12 protein-coding genes are annotated in these 13,645 nt (G+C 71.4%); 7 read left to right on the top strand and 5 right to left on the bottom strand.

Annotation, left to right across the window (positions count from 1 at the left end):
* Positions 1–55: 55 nt before the first annotated feature.
* Positions 56–205: a hypothetical protein gene (locus WDW90_RS03075; RefSeq protein ID WP_336485797.1), complete on the bottom strand. Its 150-nt coding sequence runs from the start codon at positions 203–205 to the stop codon at positions 56–58.
* Positions 206–593: 388 nt separating this feature from the next.
* On the opposite strand from WDW90_RS03075, the gene mnmG reads away from it, so the two are divergent.
* The 4 genes from mnmG to WDW90_RS03055 all read left to right on the top strand — a co-directional run bounded on the left by mnmG (position 594) and on the right by WDW90_RS03055 (position 5,301).
* The gene (gene mnmG / locus WDW90_RS03070) at positions 594–2,483 is read left to right on the top strand and encodes a tRNA uridine-5-carboxymethylaminomethyl(34) synthesis enzyme MnmG (RefSeq protein ID WP_336485796.1); all 1,890 of its coding nucleotides are present in this window, start codon (positions 594–596) and stop codon (positions 2,481–2,483) included.
* Positions 2,484–2,822: 339 nt separating this feature from the next.
* Complete coding sequence (gene rsmG / locus WDW90_RS03065; RefSeq protein WP_336485795.1) at positions 2,823–3,452, top strand: 16S rRNA (guanine(527)-N(7))-methyltransferase RsmG; 630 nt, start codon at positions 2,823–2,825, stop codon at positions 3,450–3,452.
* On the top strand, positions 3,449–4,291 hold the full coding sequence (locus WDW90_RS03060; protein ID WP_336485794.1) for a ParA family protein: 843 nt from the start codon (positions 3,449–3,451) through the stop codon (positions 4,289–4,291). Before rsmG ends, WDW90_RS03060 begins: the two co-directional genes overlap by 4 nt.
* Positions 4,292–4,422: 131 nt before the next feature.
* On the top strand, positions 4,423–5,301 hold the full coding sequence (locus tag WDW90_RS03055) for a ParB/RepB/Spo0J family partition protein (RefSeq protein ID WP_336485793.1): 879 nt from the start codon (positions 4,423–4,425) through the stop codon (positions 5,299–5,301).
* A gap of 17 nt (positions 5,302–5,318) precedes the next feature.
* Here the strand turns inward: WDW90_RS03055 and holA are convergent, their stop codons facing one another.
* The 3 genes from holA to leuS form a co-directional block, all read right to left on the bottom strand.
* Positions 5,319–6,350 (bottom strand): DNA polymerase III subunit delta, encoded by a 1,032-nt coding sequence (gene holA / locus WDW90_RS03050; protein ID WP_336485792.1) that lies wholly within the window; start codon positions 6,348–6,350, stop codon positions 5,319–5,321.
* A gap of 4 nt (positions 6,351–6,354) precedes the next feature.
* Entirely contained in the window at positions 6,355–6,912 is a 558-nt protein-coding gene (gene lptE, locus WDW90_RS03045; RefSeq protein WP_336485791.1) for an LPS assembly lipoprotein LptE, read from the bottom strand.
* Between the two features lie 128 nt (positions 6,913–7,040).
* The gene (gene leuS, locus WDW90_RS03040; protein ID WP_336485790.1) at positions 7,041–9,644 is read right to left on the bottom strand and encodes a leucine--tRNA ligase; all 2,604 of its coding nucleotides are present in this window, start codon (positions 9,642–9,644) and stop codon (positions 7,041–7,043) included.
* Positions 9,645–9,894: 250 nt separating this feature from the next.
* Here leuS and WDW90_RS03035 point away from each other — a divergent pair, with 250 nt between their 5' ends.
* Positions 9,895–10,608 carry a YggS family pyridoxal phosphate-dependent enzyme gene (locus WDW90_RS03035; protein ID WP_336485789.1) on the top strand — a complete coding sequence of 238 codons (714 nt, stop codon included), beginning with the start codon at positions 9,895–9,897 and terminating at the stop codon, positions 10,606–10,608.
* A gap of 585 nt (positions 10,609–11,193) precedes the next feature.
* Here the strand turns inward: WDW90_RS03035 and WDW90_RS03030 are convergent.
* On the bottom strand, positions 11,194–11,616 hold the full coding sequence (locus WDW90_RS03030; protein ID WP_336485788.1) for a MarR family winged helix-turn-helix transcriptional regulator: 423 nt from the start codon (positions 11,614–11,616) through the stop codon (positions 11,194–11,196).
* Positions 11,617–11,854: 238 nt separating this feature from the next.
* On the opposite strand from WDW90_RS03030, the gene WDW90_RS03025 reads away from it, so the two are divergent.
* Positions 11,855–12,280 (top strand): CopG family transcriptional regulator, encoded by a 426-nt coding sequence (locus WDW90_RS03025; RefSeq protein ID WP_431310960.1) that lies wholly within the window; start codon positions 11,855–11,857, stop codon positions 12,278–12,280.
* A 63-nt stretch (positions 12,281–12,343) separates the two neighbouring features.
* A complete protein-coding gene (locus WDW90_RS03020; protein WP_336485786.1) occupies positions 12,344–13,642 on the top strand; it encodes an extracellular catalytic domain type 1 short-chain-length polyhydroxyalkanoate depolymerase in 1,299 nt (432 codons plus the stop codon).
* Positions 13,643–13,645 lie beyond the last annotated feature (3 nt).

Here is a 13,645-nt window from a genome sequence, read left to right as displayed (position 1 = left end):
CCGGTGCGCGCGCCTCAAGGCAGGTCCGTGCCCGATTCCTCCGGGAGCAGGGCTTTCAGGCTCGGGTCAGGAACAGGCCGGCGAGCAGGAAGCAGAAACCGGCGAACCCGAAGGCGCCTTCCTTGCGATGGGTCTGGTCGAGGAAATGGGCAACGGCTCCCCCCGCGCAACAGGCCGCTCCGATACCGATCGCGATCGCGCCCAATGCAACCTCCGCTGGTCGCTTGACCGGCAAGGTTGCCGGCTGTGAACCGTGACGACACGCACCGATTGTGCGCGCTCAACGGTCGTTAAGCAAGTGGAGTGCCACCCGGGAAGCTGGTCCATTGCTGCATTGGTCGCCGACAGATCAGCTTCGAAGCGCGGCGTCCCATGTAAGCATGGCATGACACGCCGTCACGATCAGCTGTTTCGTCGATCTGATCTCGATATAATATTGTATTCATTGCCTCCTAACTGTGCAGTGCCGCGTAGGCGACGGGCAGCGTTCCGCCAACGGCGCCCGCGGCGGCGCCTTGCGTGCTCCTTCGCTGCCCTCGCGTGTCTGTTGCCCCGCGCGTTGACGGCGCGCATCGGGCGCGCGTAATCACCCCATGCCCCAGCCCCTCCCTTCCTCCTTCGACGTCATCGTCGTCGGCGGCGGCCATGCCGGCGTCGAGGCCGCGGCCGCGGCCGCGCGCTATGGTGCCCGCACCGCGCTCGTCACGCACAAGGCGACGACGATCGGGGCGATGTCGTGCAACCCGGCGATCGGCGGCCTCGGCAAGGGCCATCTCGTGCGCGAGGTCGACGCGCTCGACGGCCTGATGGGCCGGGTGGCGGACGCGGCCGGCATCCAGTTCCGCCTGCTCAACCGCCGCAAGGGGCCGGCCGTGCGCGGACCCCGCACCCAGGCCGACCGCAAGCTCTACGCGGCCGCCATGCAGGCGGCTGTCGCCGACACCCGGGGCCTCGCGGTGATCGAGGGGACCTGCGAGGATCTCGACATCCGGGACGGCCGCGTCGCCGGCATCGTGCTCCACGACGGGCGGCGCCTGCCCTGCCCGTCCGTCGTCATCACCACCGGCACCTTCCTGCGCGGCCTGATCCATATCGGCGAGGTCCAGGTGCCGGCCGGCCGCGTCGGCGAGGCGCCGTCGCTTGGCCTGGCCCGGACCCTCGACCGGCTCGAGCTGCGGCTCGGCCGCCTCAAGACCGGCACGCCCCCCCGCCTCGACGGGCGCAGCATCGACTGGCAGGGGCTCGAGATGCAGGCGGCGGACGAGGAGCCGGTGCCCTTCTCGACGCTGACCGAGCGCATCACCAACCCGCAGATCCGCTGCGGCATCACCCGCACCACGAAGGCGGTGCACGACCTGATCCGCCAGAACCTGCACCGCTCGCCGATGTACTCGGGCGGGATCAGCAGCCGCGGCCCGCGCTACTGCCCGTCGATCGAGGACAAGGTGGTGCGCTTCGGCGACCGCGAGGGGCACCAGATCTTCCTCGAGCCCGAGGGCCTCGACGATCCCGTCGTCTACCCGAACGGCATCTCGACCGCCCTGCCGGAGGCGGTGCAGCGCGACCTGATCGCCCTGATCCCGGGACTCGAGCGGGCCGAGATCGTGCGGCCGGGCTACGCCATCGAGTACGATTACGTCGATCCGCGCGAGCTCGACACGAGCCTTCAGGTGAAGCGGCTGCCCGGCCTCTTCCTCGCCGGTCAGATCAACGGCACCACCGGCTACGAGGAGGCCGCCGCCCAGGGGCTGGTGGCCGGCCTCAACGCGGCCCGCCTTGCCGGCGAGGCTGCGCCCGCCGTCTTCGACCGGGCCGAGTCCTATCTCGGCGTGATGATCGACGATCTCGTCACCCATGGGGTGAGCGAGCCCTACCGCATGTTCACCTCGCGCTCGGAATATCGCCTGTCGCTGCGGGTCGACAACGCGGACGAGCGCCTGACCCCGCGGGGGATCGATCTCGGCTGCGTCGGGGCCGGCCGCGCCGCCCATTTCGCGGCCTCGCGCGAGGCGCTCCGGGCCGCCCGAGCCCGGCTCGACGGTCTGAGCCTGACGCCCGCCCAGGCCCGGGGCCAGGGGATCGAGCTGAACCAGGACGGCATCCGCCGCACCGCCTTCCAGCTCCTGTCCTACCCAGACCTCGACTGGGCGCGCCTCGCGACGGTCTGGCCCGACCTCGCCGCTGTCCCGCCCTGCATCGCGGAGCGCCTGCGCACGGACGCGACCTACGCCGTCTATCTCGATCGCCAGCACGCCGACATCGCGGCCTTCCGCCGGGACGAGGCGGTGATCCTGCCCGCGCATCTCGATTACGGCCGCATCGCTGGCCTCTCCAACGAGATGCGCGCCAAGCTCGAGAGCGTGCGGCCGGGAACGCTCGGGCAGGCGGCCCGCATCGAGGGCGTCACGCCGGCGGCCCTGACCCTGCTCGCGGCCCATGCGCGGCGGGGGGTCCCAACGGCTTCCGTCGCGGGACATAGGTGACGATGCCCCCGTCGCCGCACGAAGCGCCGGTTCGCCTGTCCCGCCCGGGCCTGCCGGTTCACGGATCGATGCCGGCCAAGAACTCGACGCCGAAGAATTCACTGCCACAGGATCGGGCGCCGTTCACCTCTCCCGTTCGGGAGAGGTCGAGTCCGCGGAACGCGGACCGGGTGAGGGGTTTGCCGTCTCCGGAGAGGCCGCACCCCTCACCCCAACCCTCTCCTGCACGGGAGAGGGGGCGCCTCGTTGATCCCGGGCTCGTCGGATCCGCAACGGGCGGAGCGATGTGGGCGGTGTCGGGCTTATGGGCAGGCCTGAGCGGGCGCGTCGGGACGTACCGTGTCTGACCGCGACCGCGTCCTCGCGGCTTATTCTGTTTCACGTGAAACAGCGGCCCGGCTCGACCTCTACGTGGAGCAACTCGGCCGCTGGCAGCGGGTGAAGAACCTGGTCGGACCCGCGACGCTGGCGGAGGTCTGGACGCGGCACGTCGCCGACGCGTTGCAGCTTCTCGACATCGCGCCCGATGCGAGGGGCTGGCTCGACCTCGGCTCGGGCGCCGGCATCCCGGGCCTGATCCTGGCCATCGCGGGGGCGGAGCGCCCCGGCTTCCAGGTCGATCTCGTCGAGAGCAACGGCCGTAAATGCGCCTTTCTCACCGAGACCGCCCGCCTCACCGGCGCTCCGGCCCGGGTGCACATGGCCCGCATCGAGGCGGTGATCGGCCGGCATGCCGGGGCCGAGATCGTGTGCGCGCGGGCGCTGGCACCGCTCGACCAGCTTCTCGCCTGGACCGAGCCGCTGTTGAATTCAGGCACCACCGGCCTGTTTCCGAAGGGTCGCGAGGTCGAGTCCGAATTGACCCACGCTGCGCAACGGTGGAGATTCCACTACGATCTCTTGCCGAGCCGGACCGACTCGGCCGCCCGCATCGTGCGCGTCACCGATCTCTTCCGCGTGGATTCATGACCAGCGATCCAAACCCCCTCCCCGCTCCCGGCGAGCGGCCGCTGCGGATTCTGGCGCTCGCCAACCAGAAGGGCGGTGTCGGCAAGACCACGACCGCGATCAACCTCGGCACGGCGCTCGCGGCCATCGGCGAGCGCGTGCTCGTGTTCGATCTCGATCCGCAGGGCAACGCCTCGACGGGGCTCGGCATCGACCGGCGACAGCGCCGGGTCTCGACCTATCACGTGCTCTCGGGCGACGCCGCCCTGGCGCAGGCCGTCATCCCGACCGCAGTGCCGCGCCTCTCCGTGGCCCCCTCGACCATGGATCTGCTGGGCCTGGAACTGGAGCTGGCGAGCGCCTCCGACCGGTCGCATCGGCTTCGGAACGTGCTGCGCGGCGTCGGCGAGGCCGGTACGGCGACCGAGGGCGTCACCTACGTGTTGATCGACTGCCCGCCCTCGCTGAACCTCCTGACCATCAACGCGCTCGCGGCCGCCGATGCCGTGCTGGTCCCGCTGCAATGCGAGTTCTTCGCGCTCGAGGGCCTCAGCCAGCTCCTACGCACGGTCGAGCAGGTGCGCGGCGCCCTCAACCCTCGGCTGACCATCCAGGGCATCGTCCTGACCATGTTCGACCCGCGCAACAACCTCTCGGCGCAGGTCGTGGCGGACGTGCGCAGCTTCATGGGAGAGAAGGTCTACGAGACCATGATCCCCCGCAACGTGCGCGTCTCGGAGGCGCCGTCGCACGGCAAGCCGGTGCTGCTCTACGACCTCAAATGCGCGGGCAGCCAGGCCTATCTGCGGCTCGCCTCCGAGGTGATCCAGCGCGAGGGCCGGGTGCCCGTGGCGGCCTGAGAGCCCCTGGGCGGAAGGCCGGTTGGCCGGTTCGACTTGGCCGGTTCGACTTGGTCGGTTCGACTTGGCCGGTTCGACTTGGCCGAGAAATCGAGTAGCGTCAGCGTACAGGAGTTGAGCGGGTGGCGGCGATGGCGGACGATGCGGCACGGCCGCGGCTGGGGCGCGGCCTCGCGGCCCTGATCGGCGATTTCGGCAGCGAGGCCGGCAGCGATGCGCCGCAGCGCAAGGTCGCGGTGGAGTTCCTGCGCCCGAACCCGCGCAACCCGCGCCGCCGCTTCCACGACCCCGACCTCGATGAGCTCGCTGCCTCGATCAAGCTCCGGGGCGTGATCCAGCCGATCGTGGTGCGGGCGCTCGCCAGCGTGCCGGGCACCTACGAGATCGTGGCCGGCGAGCGGCGCTGGCGCGCGGCGCAGCGGGCGGGCCTCAACGAGGTGCCGGTCGTCACCGTCGAGATCGACGACCGCACGTCGCTCGAATACGCGATCCTCGAGAATGTCCAGCGCACCGACCTCAATGCCATCGAGGAGGCGGCGGGCTACGAGCGGCTGATGGGCGAGTTCGGCTACAGCCAGAGCGAGCTCGCCGAGATCCTGGGCAAGAGCCGCAGCCACCTCGCCAACACGCTGCGCCTGCTGCAGCTCTCGGCCCCGATTCAGGAGCGGGTGATCGCGGGCGAGATCACGGCCGGCCATGCCCGGGCGCTGCTCGCCGTGCGCGATCCGGAGGCGGTCGCCCGCCGCGTCGTCGCGGAGGGGCTCTCGGTCCGCGAGGTGGAGGCGCTCGCCTCCGCCGAGGTGCCGGAGGGCGAGGGCCCCCGCCCCGGCCGGCCGCGCCGCGGCGCCGAGAAGGACGCGGAGATCCGCACCCTCGAGCAGACCCTCGCGAAGGTGCTCGGCCTCGGCGTCGCCGTGAAGCCGAGGACGGGCGGCGTCGGCGAGATCCGCATCCGCTACGGCAGCGCGGCCGAGTTGGAGAGCCTGTGCCGGCGGCTGAACGGGAACTGAAGTCGAGAGCGCCCCTCCTAGCCCCGACGCCGCGCCGCCTCCCCGGCGATGCGCAGGAGCGTGGCGAGCGCCTGCGCCTGGGCGAGGTCCGGGCTCGCGCGGCGGCAGGCGAGGATCGCCTCCTGCAGGATCTGGATCGCCTGACGGAGCGCTGCCGGCGACCAGCGGGCAAGCTGCGTCTCCACGCTGGCCTTCCTGCGGAAATGCAGCCCGCGCCAGCCCGCCGCCATCGCGCTCGGGCTCTGCCCCTCCCCCGCCAGGCGCGTTGACAGCAGGGTCAGGGCATGGCGCAGGGCCGAGCCCAGCATCGCGGACGCATCGAGGCCCTCGTGGCGGAAGCGGCGGGCCTCGCGCTCGACCTCGGCCGGGCGGCCCGCGAAGGCGGCGTCGATCAGGGTGTTGAGGACGCTGCCCGCCACATCGCTCACCACCGCCTCGACATCGTCGAGGCTGACGCTCGCCTGCCCGCACGCGTAGAGGGCGAGCTTCTCGATCTCCTGCAGGCTCGCGCGCCGGTCGCCGCCGAGGCTCGCCACCAGCGTCTCGCGGGCCTCGCGCTCGATGCGCAGGCCATGCTCCGCCAGGGTGCGGTCGACGAGGTCGGCGAGCGCGCGCGCGTCGTCCGGGTAGCAGGGCAGGGCGAGTGCCCGGGGCGAGCGCTCGCAGAGGGTGCGCAGGGGGGCCGACTTGCCGAGGTCGCCCGCCTCCACGACGATGCGGGCGCCGGCCATCTCCCCCTTCAGCACGATCTCGACCGCGGGCGCGTAGTTGCGGCTGCCGGGGCGGACCCAGATCGTGCGGGCATCGCCGAACAGCCCCATCGTGCCGGCCTCGTCGGCGAGCCGGCCCGGATCGCCGGCAAGCGCGTCGCCGTCGATCCTGACGAGCGCGAAGGGATCGTCGGGGCTCGTCACGAAGCTCTCGGCGAGCCGCTTGGCGCGCTCGGCCACGAGGCCGGTATCGGGTCCGTAGACGAGGATGACGGAGATGCGCGGGTCGGGCCCCCTCCGGATCAGGGCATCGACGTCGCCGGCCTTGACCGCGCTCATCGCCTCACGGCTTCGTCACCAGCACCGAGGCGATGCGGGTCTTGATCTGGTCGGCCAGAATCTTGGACAGGCGGATCTCGGCGTCGCGCGCGGCGCGCAGCGAGGCGAAGCGCTGCACCGAGCGGTCGTAGGTCGCCGTCGAGGTGGCGACGCCCTCCGTGATGATCTTGGTGCCGTCGAGATTCTCGAGGCTGTACTTGATCGTGGCGACGATGGTGCCGGCCTCGGCACGCCCCGTCTGCGAGGAGACGATCGGCGTCTGCACGGCCTCGCTGCCCTGCATCTTCAGGCGGTAGCGCTTGGGGGAGGGCTGGCCCGACCCGTCGAGATCGAAGATGAGCTCGCTGCGCAGGTAATGCCCGATGCGCTCCTGCCCCTGCGCCATGGCGATGTCGTCGACCTGCACGGAGGCGAGCAGCGCTCCCATGGGCTCGCCCGAGGCGGTCGGGCCGTAGAGCGGGCGGAAACAGGCGCCGAGGGGCATGGCGAGCGCCAAGACAAGCGCGAGCCGCGCCGCCCGCGACACGATCCGGTTGCCCGCCGCCTGCCCTGCCCTGCGCATCAGGTTTCCCGCCTTTTCCCGACCTTGGCCGTATCCTTTAAGGGCAGGACCGGCCGCGGTCACCAGTGTGACGCGCCACGCTTTACGATTCCTTCGCGGCGGCAGCGTGGCCGTCGCGCGGATCGCCCTCAGACCACGAGGTTCACGATGCGGCCCGGCACCACGATGACCTTGCGGGGCTCCCTGCCCTCAAGCGCCCGCTGCACCGGCTCCAGCGCCAGCACCGCGGCCTCGACCGCCGCATTGCCGGCGTCCTTCGGCACGGTGACGTCCGCCCGCTTCTTGCCGTTGATCTGGACCGGCAGGGTGACCTCGTCCTCGACGAGGAGGGCGCGGTTGACGTCCGGCCAGGGCGCCTGGGCCACGAGGCCGGGGCGGCCGAGCGCCTGCCAGCTCTCCTCGGCGAGGTGGGGCATCATCGGGGCGATGAGCTGCACCAGGATGCCGGCGGCCTCCCCGGCCGCCCGGCCCGAGACCGGGCCGCGCAAGGCCTCCTCCAGGGCGTTCGCCAGCGTGTAGACGTGCGCGACGCAGCGGTTGAAGCGCAGGCGCTCCACATCCTCCTCGACCGAGGCCAGCGCCTTGTGCGCGGCCTTGCGCAGAGCCGCGTCGGCGGCGCCCTCGCCCGAGGCGGAGGCTGCGGTTGAGACGAGGCGCCAGACCCGCTGCACGAAGCGGGCGGCGCCCTGCACGCCCTCCTCGGTCCAGATCACGTCGCGCTCGGGCGGCGAGTCGGAGAGCATGAACCAGCGGGCGGTGTCGGCGCCGTAGCTCGCGATGATGTCGTCGGGATCGACCACGTTCTTCTTCGACTTCGACATCTTCTCGATCGGCCCGATGGCGATCGGAGCGTCCGTTTTCACGTGAAACGCCTGCCGCTCCGCACCCTGCCCGGAAATCCGGATCTCGGCCGGCGGCACCCAGGCCCCGGCCGCGTCCTTGTAGGTCTCGTGGACCACCATGCCCTGCGTGAACAGGCCCGCGAACGGCTCGGCCACGCCCGACCAGCCGGTCTCGCGCATCGCCCGCATGAAGAAGCGCGCGTAGAGAAGATGCAGGATCGCGTGCTCGATGCCGCCGATATACTGGTCGACGGCGAGCCAGTGATCGACCGCGCCGCGGTCGGTCGGGGCCTCCCGCAGCCAGGGCGCGGTGAAGCGGGCATAGTACCAGGACGAATCGACGAAGGTGTCCATCGTGTCGGTCTCGCGCCGGGCGGGCCTGGCGCAGCTCGGGCAGGGCACCTGCCGCCAGGCGTGGTCGCGCTCCAGCGGGTTGCCGGGCACGTCGAACGAGACCTCGTCGGGAAGCGTCACCGGCAGGTCCGCGACCGGCACCGGCACGGCGCCGCAATCCTCGCAATGGATGATCGGGATGGGGCAGCCCCAGTAGCGCTGGCGCGAGACGCCCCAGTCGCGCAGCCGGAACTGGACCTTGCGCCGGGCGACCGGCTCCCCGTCCAGGATCTCCTCCTCGAGACGGTCGGCGACCGCGCGAAAGGCCTCATCCGTCGTCATGTCGTCGAGGAAGCCGGAATTGATCATCCGCCCCTCCCCGTCATAGGCCGTGTCGGTGATGAGGAAGCTCTCGGAATCCTGACCTTCCGGGCAGACGACGGGCCGGTTGCCGAGCCCGTACTTGTTGGCGAAGTCGAGGTCGCGCTGGTCATGCGCCGGGCAGCCGAAGACCGCGCCGGTGCCGTATTCCATCAGCACGAAATTCGCCACGTAGACGGGCAGGAGCCAGGACGGGTCGAGCGGGTGGCGGACTTTCAGGCCCGTATCGAATCCGAGCTTCTCCGCCGTGTCGATGGCGGCCTGCGCGGTGCCGGTCCGGCGGCACTCCTCGATGAAGTGCTGCAGCGCGGGCTTCCTGGCCGCGACGGCGGCGGCGAGCGGATGATCGGCGGCGATCGCCAGGAACTTGGCGCCGAACAGGGTGTCGGGGCGCGTCGTGTAGACCTTGACGGTGGTGGGCGCCCCGGCCGGCGGCTCGGACAGCGCGAAGCGCACCTCCAGGCCTTCCGAGCGGCCGATCCAGTTGCGCTGCATCAGGCGCACCTTCTCGGGCCAGCGCTCGAGGCCGCCGAGAGCGTCGTGCAGGTCCTGCGCGAAGTCGGTGATCTTGAAGAACCACTGGGTCAGCTCGCGGCTCTCGACGAGGGCGCCCGAGCGCCAGCCGCGCCCGTCGATGACCTGCTCGTTGGCGAGCACGGTGTGGTCGACCGGGTCCCAGTTCACCTTGGCGGTCCGCCGCGTGACGAGCCCGGCCTTCAGGAAGTCCAGGAACATCCGCTGCTGGTGCTTGTAATAGTCGGGATCGCAGGTCGCGATCTCCCGGCTCCAGTCGAGCGACAGGCCCATCGACTGCAACTGCCCGCGCATGGTCGCGATGTTGGCGTAGGTCCAGTCGCGCGGGTTGACGCGCCTCTCCATGGCGGCGTTCTCGGCCGGCAGGCCGAAGGCGTCCCAACCCATCGGGTGCAGAACGTTGAAGTCGCGCGCCCGCTTGTAGCGCGCCACCACGTCGCCCATGGCGTAGTTGCGCACGTGGCCCATGTGGATGCGTCCCGACGGGTAGGGAAACATCTCGAGCACGTAGTATTTCGGGCGCGGGTCGTCGTTGCGCGTCGCGAAGATGCCGGCCTCGGACCAGGCCTGCTGCCAGCGCGGCTCGGCATCCTTGGCATTGTAGCGCTCGAACGCGGCGGGCGGGGTTGCGGCATTCGTCATGGCAGTTCGGCGCCGGTCTCGAGTCGGTTGAGGGATGGGGAGGGCACCGCCGGGCCCGTCGGGACCTTCGCTTTCGCGGCGCGTTGCGGCCGGGACTACCACAGGATGACGTGGAGCGGTCAACAGATGCGTGTCCCGCGGCCACACGGCGGAGCGGAGCCTCGATTTGCCCTGCGCGCTGCCGGTGCTAGGTGCCGCGGAACGCTGCCGCGCGGCGCGGCCGCCGCGGAAGACAGTCGAAGAGAGCGCCATGACCGAGACGAAGAGCGAAGCCGACTCCCCTGCCCCCGCGTCCGATGTCGCCGCCGGCCTCGCCGAGGTCCGCGCCGGCATCCGGCAGGCGGCGCAGGACAGCGCGCGTGCACCCGGCAGCATCCATCTCGTCGCGGTCTCCAAGACCGTGCCGGCCGCGGGCATCCTGCCGGCGCTCGAGGCCGGGCAGCGCCTGTTCGGCGAGAACTACGTCCAGGAGACCCGCGCCAAGTGGCCCGCCCTGCGCGAGCGCTACCCGGATGTCGAGCTGCACCTGATCGGGCCGCTGCAGTCGAACAAGGCTCGCGAGGCGGTCGAGCTGTTCGACGTGATCCACTCCCTCGACCGGCTCTCGCTCGCCGCGGCGCTCGCCAAGGAGATCGCCCGGGCGGGGCGCGCGCCGAAGCTCCTGATCCAGGTGAATACCGGCGACGAGCCGCAGAAGGGCGGCATCTCGCCCGCTCAGGTCGACGTGCTCATCGCCGAGTGCCGCGACACCCACGGGCTCGCCATCAACGGCCTGATGTGCATCCCGCCCGCCGACGACCCGCCCTCGGCGCATTTCGCGCTGCTGGCCCGCATCGCCGGGCGGCACAACCTGCCGATCCTCTCGATGGGCATGAGCGCCGACTATCCGGCCGCGATCCAGCTCGGCGCGACGCATGTGCGTGTCGGCACCGCGATCTTCGGGGCGAGGCCGCGCAAGGGCTGAGGAGGGGCGATCCGGCGGTCCCACGCCCGGATCCGGGGGCGCCGGCAAGGTGGATCGCCGCCATCGGCGGGCCCGTAGGGCGGCGGGCCGCCTCTCGGTCCTGATACCGAATCCGCGTGATTCCTTCGGTGTGGGTCAGGGCTCCCAACGCTCGACCTCATCCCACCCTCCCTCCTCATCCTGAGGCGCCGCGTCAGCGGCCGCGAAGGAGGCTTCCAGCGGCCCCCGCGCTCCCTGGAGCCCTCCTTCGAGGCCTCCGCTTCACTGCGGCACCTCAGGATGAGGGCGAGGGTGGGACCCCGCAGCAACACGAAGGAATCGAGCGGACGCCGTACGAGGTCCGCGCGGATCTCATCCGGAACCGGGCGGAGCCGTCCGCCCCACCCGCGACCTCATCCTGAGGCGCGGAGCGAGAGCGGAGCCTCGAAGGAGGCCTCCGGCTCGCACGGAGATTTCGGGAACTCTCCTTCGGCCGCCGATGCGGCACGTCAGGATGAGGACGCGGATGGGATTGCCCGGCCTTCCCTGCCCCCCGCATCCCTTGCCTCGCCATCCATTGCCCCGGGATGTCCGGCAGAGGAGCCGTCAGGCTCGGCCCACCACCTTGGCGAGCGCCGTCCGCAGCCCCGCGGCCTCGGACGCGCCGTAGCCCGCCTCGAAGGCCGCTTGCGCCCGGTTCCAGAGCGGACGGGCGTTCTCCAGCAGAGCATGGCCCTTCGGCGTCAGGCTGAGCGACCGGGTGCGGGCGTCGCGTCCGGGGCCGATATGGACGTAGCCGTCCCGCTCCAGCGGGCGCAGCGCCCGGCCGGTCGTGGTCCGGTCCATCACGAGGTGGACGGCCAACTCGTGAACGGCAAGCGGCCCGGCACGCCCGAGCACGGCCAGGACGGAATACTGGGTGGCGCGTAGGCCGGTCCCGGCGAGATGCCGGTCATAGAGCTGCGTCACCTGCCGGGCGGCCTGCCGCAACGCGAGGCAATGGCAGGACGTGGCCGTCGGCGCGTCCATGTGTGCAATTTCTCCGTGCGGAAACACGCGGAAATACGAAGCCGCATCCGCATGGCGGTGTCAAAGGGGCATATGCCTCTGGCGGACCATTCCGCCGGACATGCCGCGGGCGGGTGCCGAATGCGTGCGAAGCGGCAAGGTACCCCACTGCTCCTACCGCACTGCACCAAATTTTCTATTGCATCGCACAATTAACCGCCCATATACCATCCAGTAGGATGGTGAAGGGATGGTGCCGATGATGCACGTGACGCCGCGGCCGAGAAGCGCCGCGAAGCTCGCCGACAGCGAGAAGATCACGATCAACCTCGGCTACGTCGATCTCGGACACGTGGACCTCCTCGTGGCCGAGGGCTTCTACGGCAACCGGACCGACTTCATCCGCACGGCGATTCGTAACCAGATCGAGCGGCACGCGGAGGCGACGCGCCAGTCCGTCGCCCGCAAGAGCGTGGAACTCGGCTACCGCCAGTACAACCGCGCCGACCTCGAAGCGATCCGCCGCGCCGGTCGCACCCTCGACATCCGCGTGCTCGGCCTCGCGAGCATCGCCCCCGACGTCACGCCGGAACTCGCCAGCGAGACCATCGCGTCGGTCGAGGTTCTGGGCAGTCTGCAGGCGAGCCCGGACGTGAAGGCCGTCCTCGCCGACCGGCTGCTCTGAGACCCGGTTCCCGGCGCGACACCCTGCCGCGCCGCCGCTCCCCGATTTCACGAAAGCGAGCCCATGACCGATCACTCCGCATGGAACACCGCGCGCCTCGCCGAGATGCTGGAAGCCGCCAAGCTGACCGGCTCCGGCCGCCTGCAGGAGGCGACGGCGCTCATCCAGCGCAGCCTCCAGGGCGGCGGCATCGACCCGGGCCAGCGCCGGGACACGGCTGCGGCGCGCCTCGCGCCGCCGACCATCGACCTCACGGCCGAGCGCCGCGAGGACGGGCCTCGCGCCGAGCCCCGCCGCGCCGCCGCCGCGAGCCCCATCAACCACGAGAGCGTCCTGCCCGACCGCCTGCGCGAGACGCTCGACGGGGTGATGCGCGGCCTCGGACGCGGCGTCGCGCCGGTCCTGAAGGGCCTCGGCGCCGAGGGCTTCCTCGGTGCCGAGGGGCTCGGCGGGCTCGGGCGCGGTCCCGCGCCGCGTCCGGCCGGCCCGCCGGACACGGATCGCTTCGTGCGCCGAAGCTACTCCAGCGTCGCCGGCGCGCGCGACTACAAGCTCTACATCCCGAGCCGCCCGCGCAGGCCCGCCGCGCTCGTGGTGATGCTGCACGGCTGCACCCAGTCGCCCGACGATTTCGCGGCCGGCACCAACATGAATGCGCTCGCCGAGGAGGAGGGAATCTTCGTCGCCTATCCGGCCCAGTCCCGCCGGGCCAACGGCCAGAAGTGCTGGAACTGGTTCGAGCCCGGCGATCAGGGACGGGAATCCGGCGAGGCCGCGATCGTCGCGGGCCTCACCCGGGCAGTGATGGCCGAGCACGGGATCGACCCGGCACGGGTCTACGTGGCGGGCTTCTCGGCGGGCGCCGCGGCGGCCGCGAACCTCGCGCGCGCCTATCCGGACCTCTACGCCGGGGTCGGGATCCATTCGGGCCTCGCGGCGGGCTGCGCGCGCGATCTCTCCTCGGCCCTGATGGCGATGCAGGTCGGCGCACCGGGCCTGGCCGAGCCGAACGGGTTCGGGGCACCGACCGACGGCGTGCGCGTGCCGACCATCGTCTTCCACGGCGACGGGGACGCGACGGTGAGCCCGCGCAACCGCGACCAAGTGCTCGCCCAGGCCGGCATCGATGCCCTGCGCCCGACGCGGGAGGAAGGCGGGGACGGAGGCCATCCCTACACCCGGACCCGCTACGCCGACGCCGCCGGGCGCGTGCAGGTGGAGAGCTGGCTGGTGCGGGGCGGGGGCCATACCTGGTCCGGCGGCAGCCCCGCCGGCAGCTACACCGATCCGCGCGGACCCGACGCCTCCCGCGCCATGCTCGACTTCTTCGCCGAGCACCGGCTCGGCGCCGGGCAGGCGTAAGTC

The sequence above is a fragment of the Methylobacterium nigriterrae genome, assembly GCF_037106235.1.
Classification (GTDB): Bacteria; Pseudomonadota; Alphaproteobacteria; order Rhizobiales; family Beijerinckiaceae; genus Methylobacterium; species Methylobacterium nigriterrae.
This window is presented reverse-complemented; position numbering and strand designations above follow the sequence as displayed.

Coding starts and splice junctions, on each gene's coding strand:
- WDW90_RS03035 (WP_336485789.1), top strand. CDS start 9,895: ATGACCGAGACGAAGAGCGAAGCCGACTCCCCTGCCCCCGCGTCCGAT.
- WDW90_RS03020 (WP_336485786.1), top strand. CDS start 12,344: ATGACCGATCACTCCGCATGGAACACCGCGCGCCTCGCCGAGATGCTG.
- WDW90_RS03055 (WP_336485793.1), top strand. CDS start 4,423: ATGGCGGACGATGCGGCACGGCCGCGGCTGGGGCGCGGCCTCGCGGCC.
- WDW90_RS03025 (WP_431310960.1), top strand. CDS start 11,855: ATGATGCACGTGACGCCGCGGCCGAGAAGCGCCGCGAAGCTCGCCGAC.
- lptE (WP_336485791.1), bottom strand. CDS start 6,912: ATGCGCAGGGCAGGGCAGGCGGCGGGCAACCGGATCGTGTCGCGGGCG.
- WDW90_RS03030 (WP_336485788.1), bottom strand. CDS start 11,616: ATGGACGCGCCGACGGCCACGTCCTGCCATTGCCTCGCGTTGCGGCAG.
- WDW90_RS03060 (WP_336485794.1), top strand. CDS start 3,449: ATGACCAGCGATCCAAACCCCCTCCCCGCTCCCGGCGAGCGGCCGCTG.
- leuS (WP_336485790.1), bottom strand. CDS start 9,644: ATGACGAATGCCGCAACCCCGCCCGCCGCGTTCGAGCGCTACAATGCC.
- mnmG (WP_336485796.1), top strand. CDS start 594: ATGCCCCAGCCCCTCCCTTCCTCCTTCGACGTCATCGTCGTCGGCGGC.
- holA (WP_336485792.1), bottom strand. CDS start 6,350: ATGAGCGCGGTCAAGGCCGGCGACGTCGATGCCCTGATCCGGAGGGGG.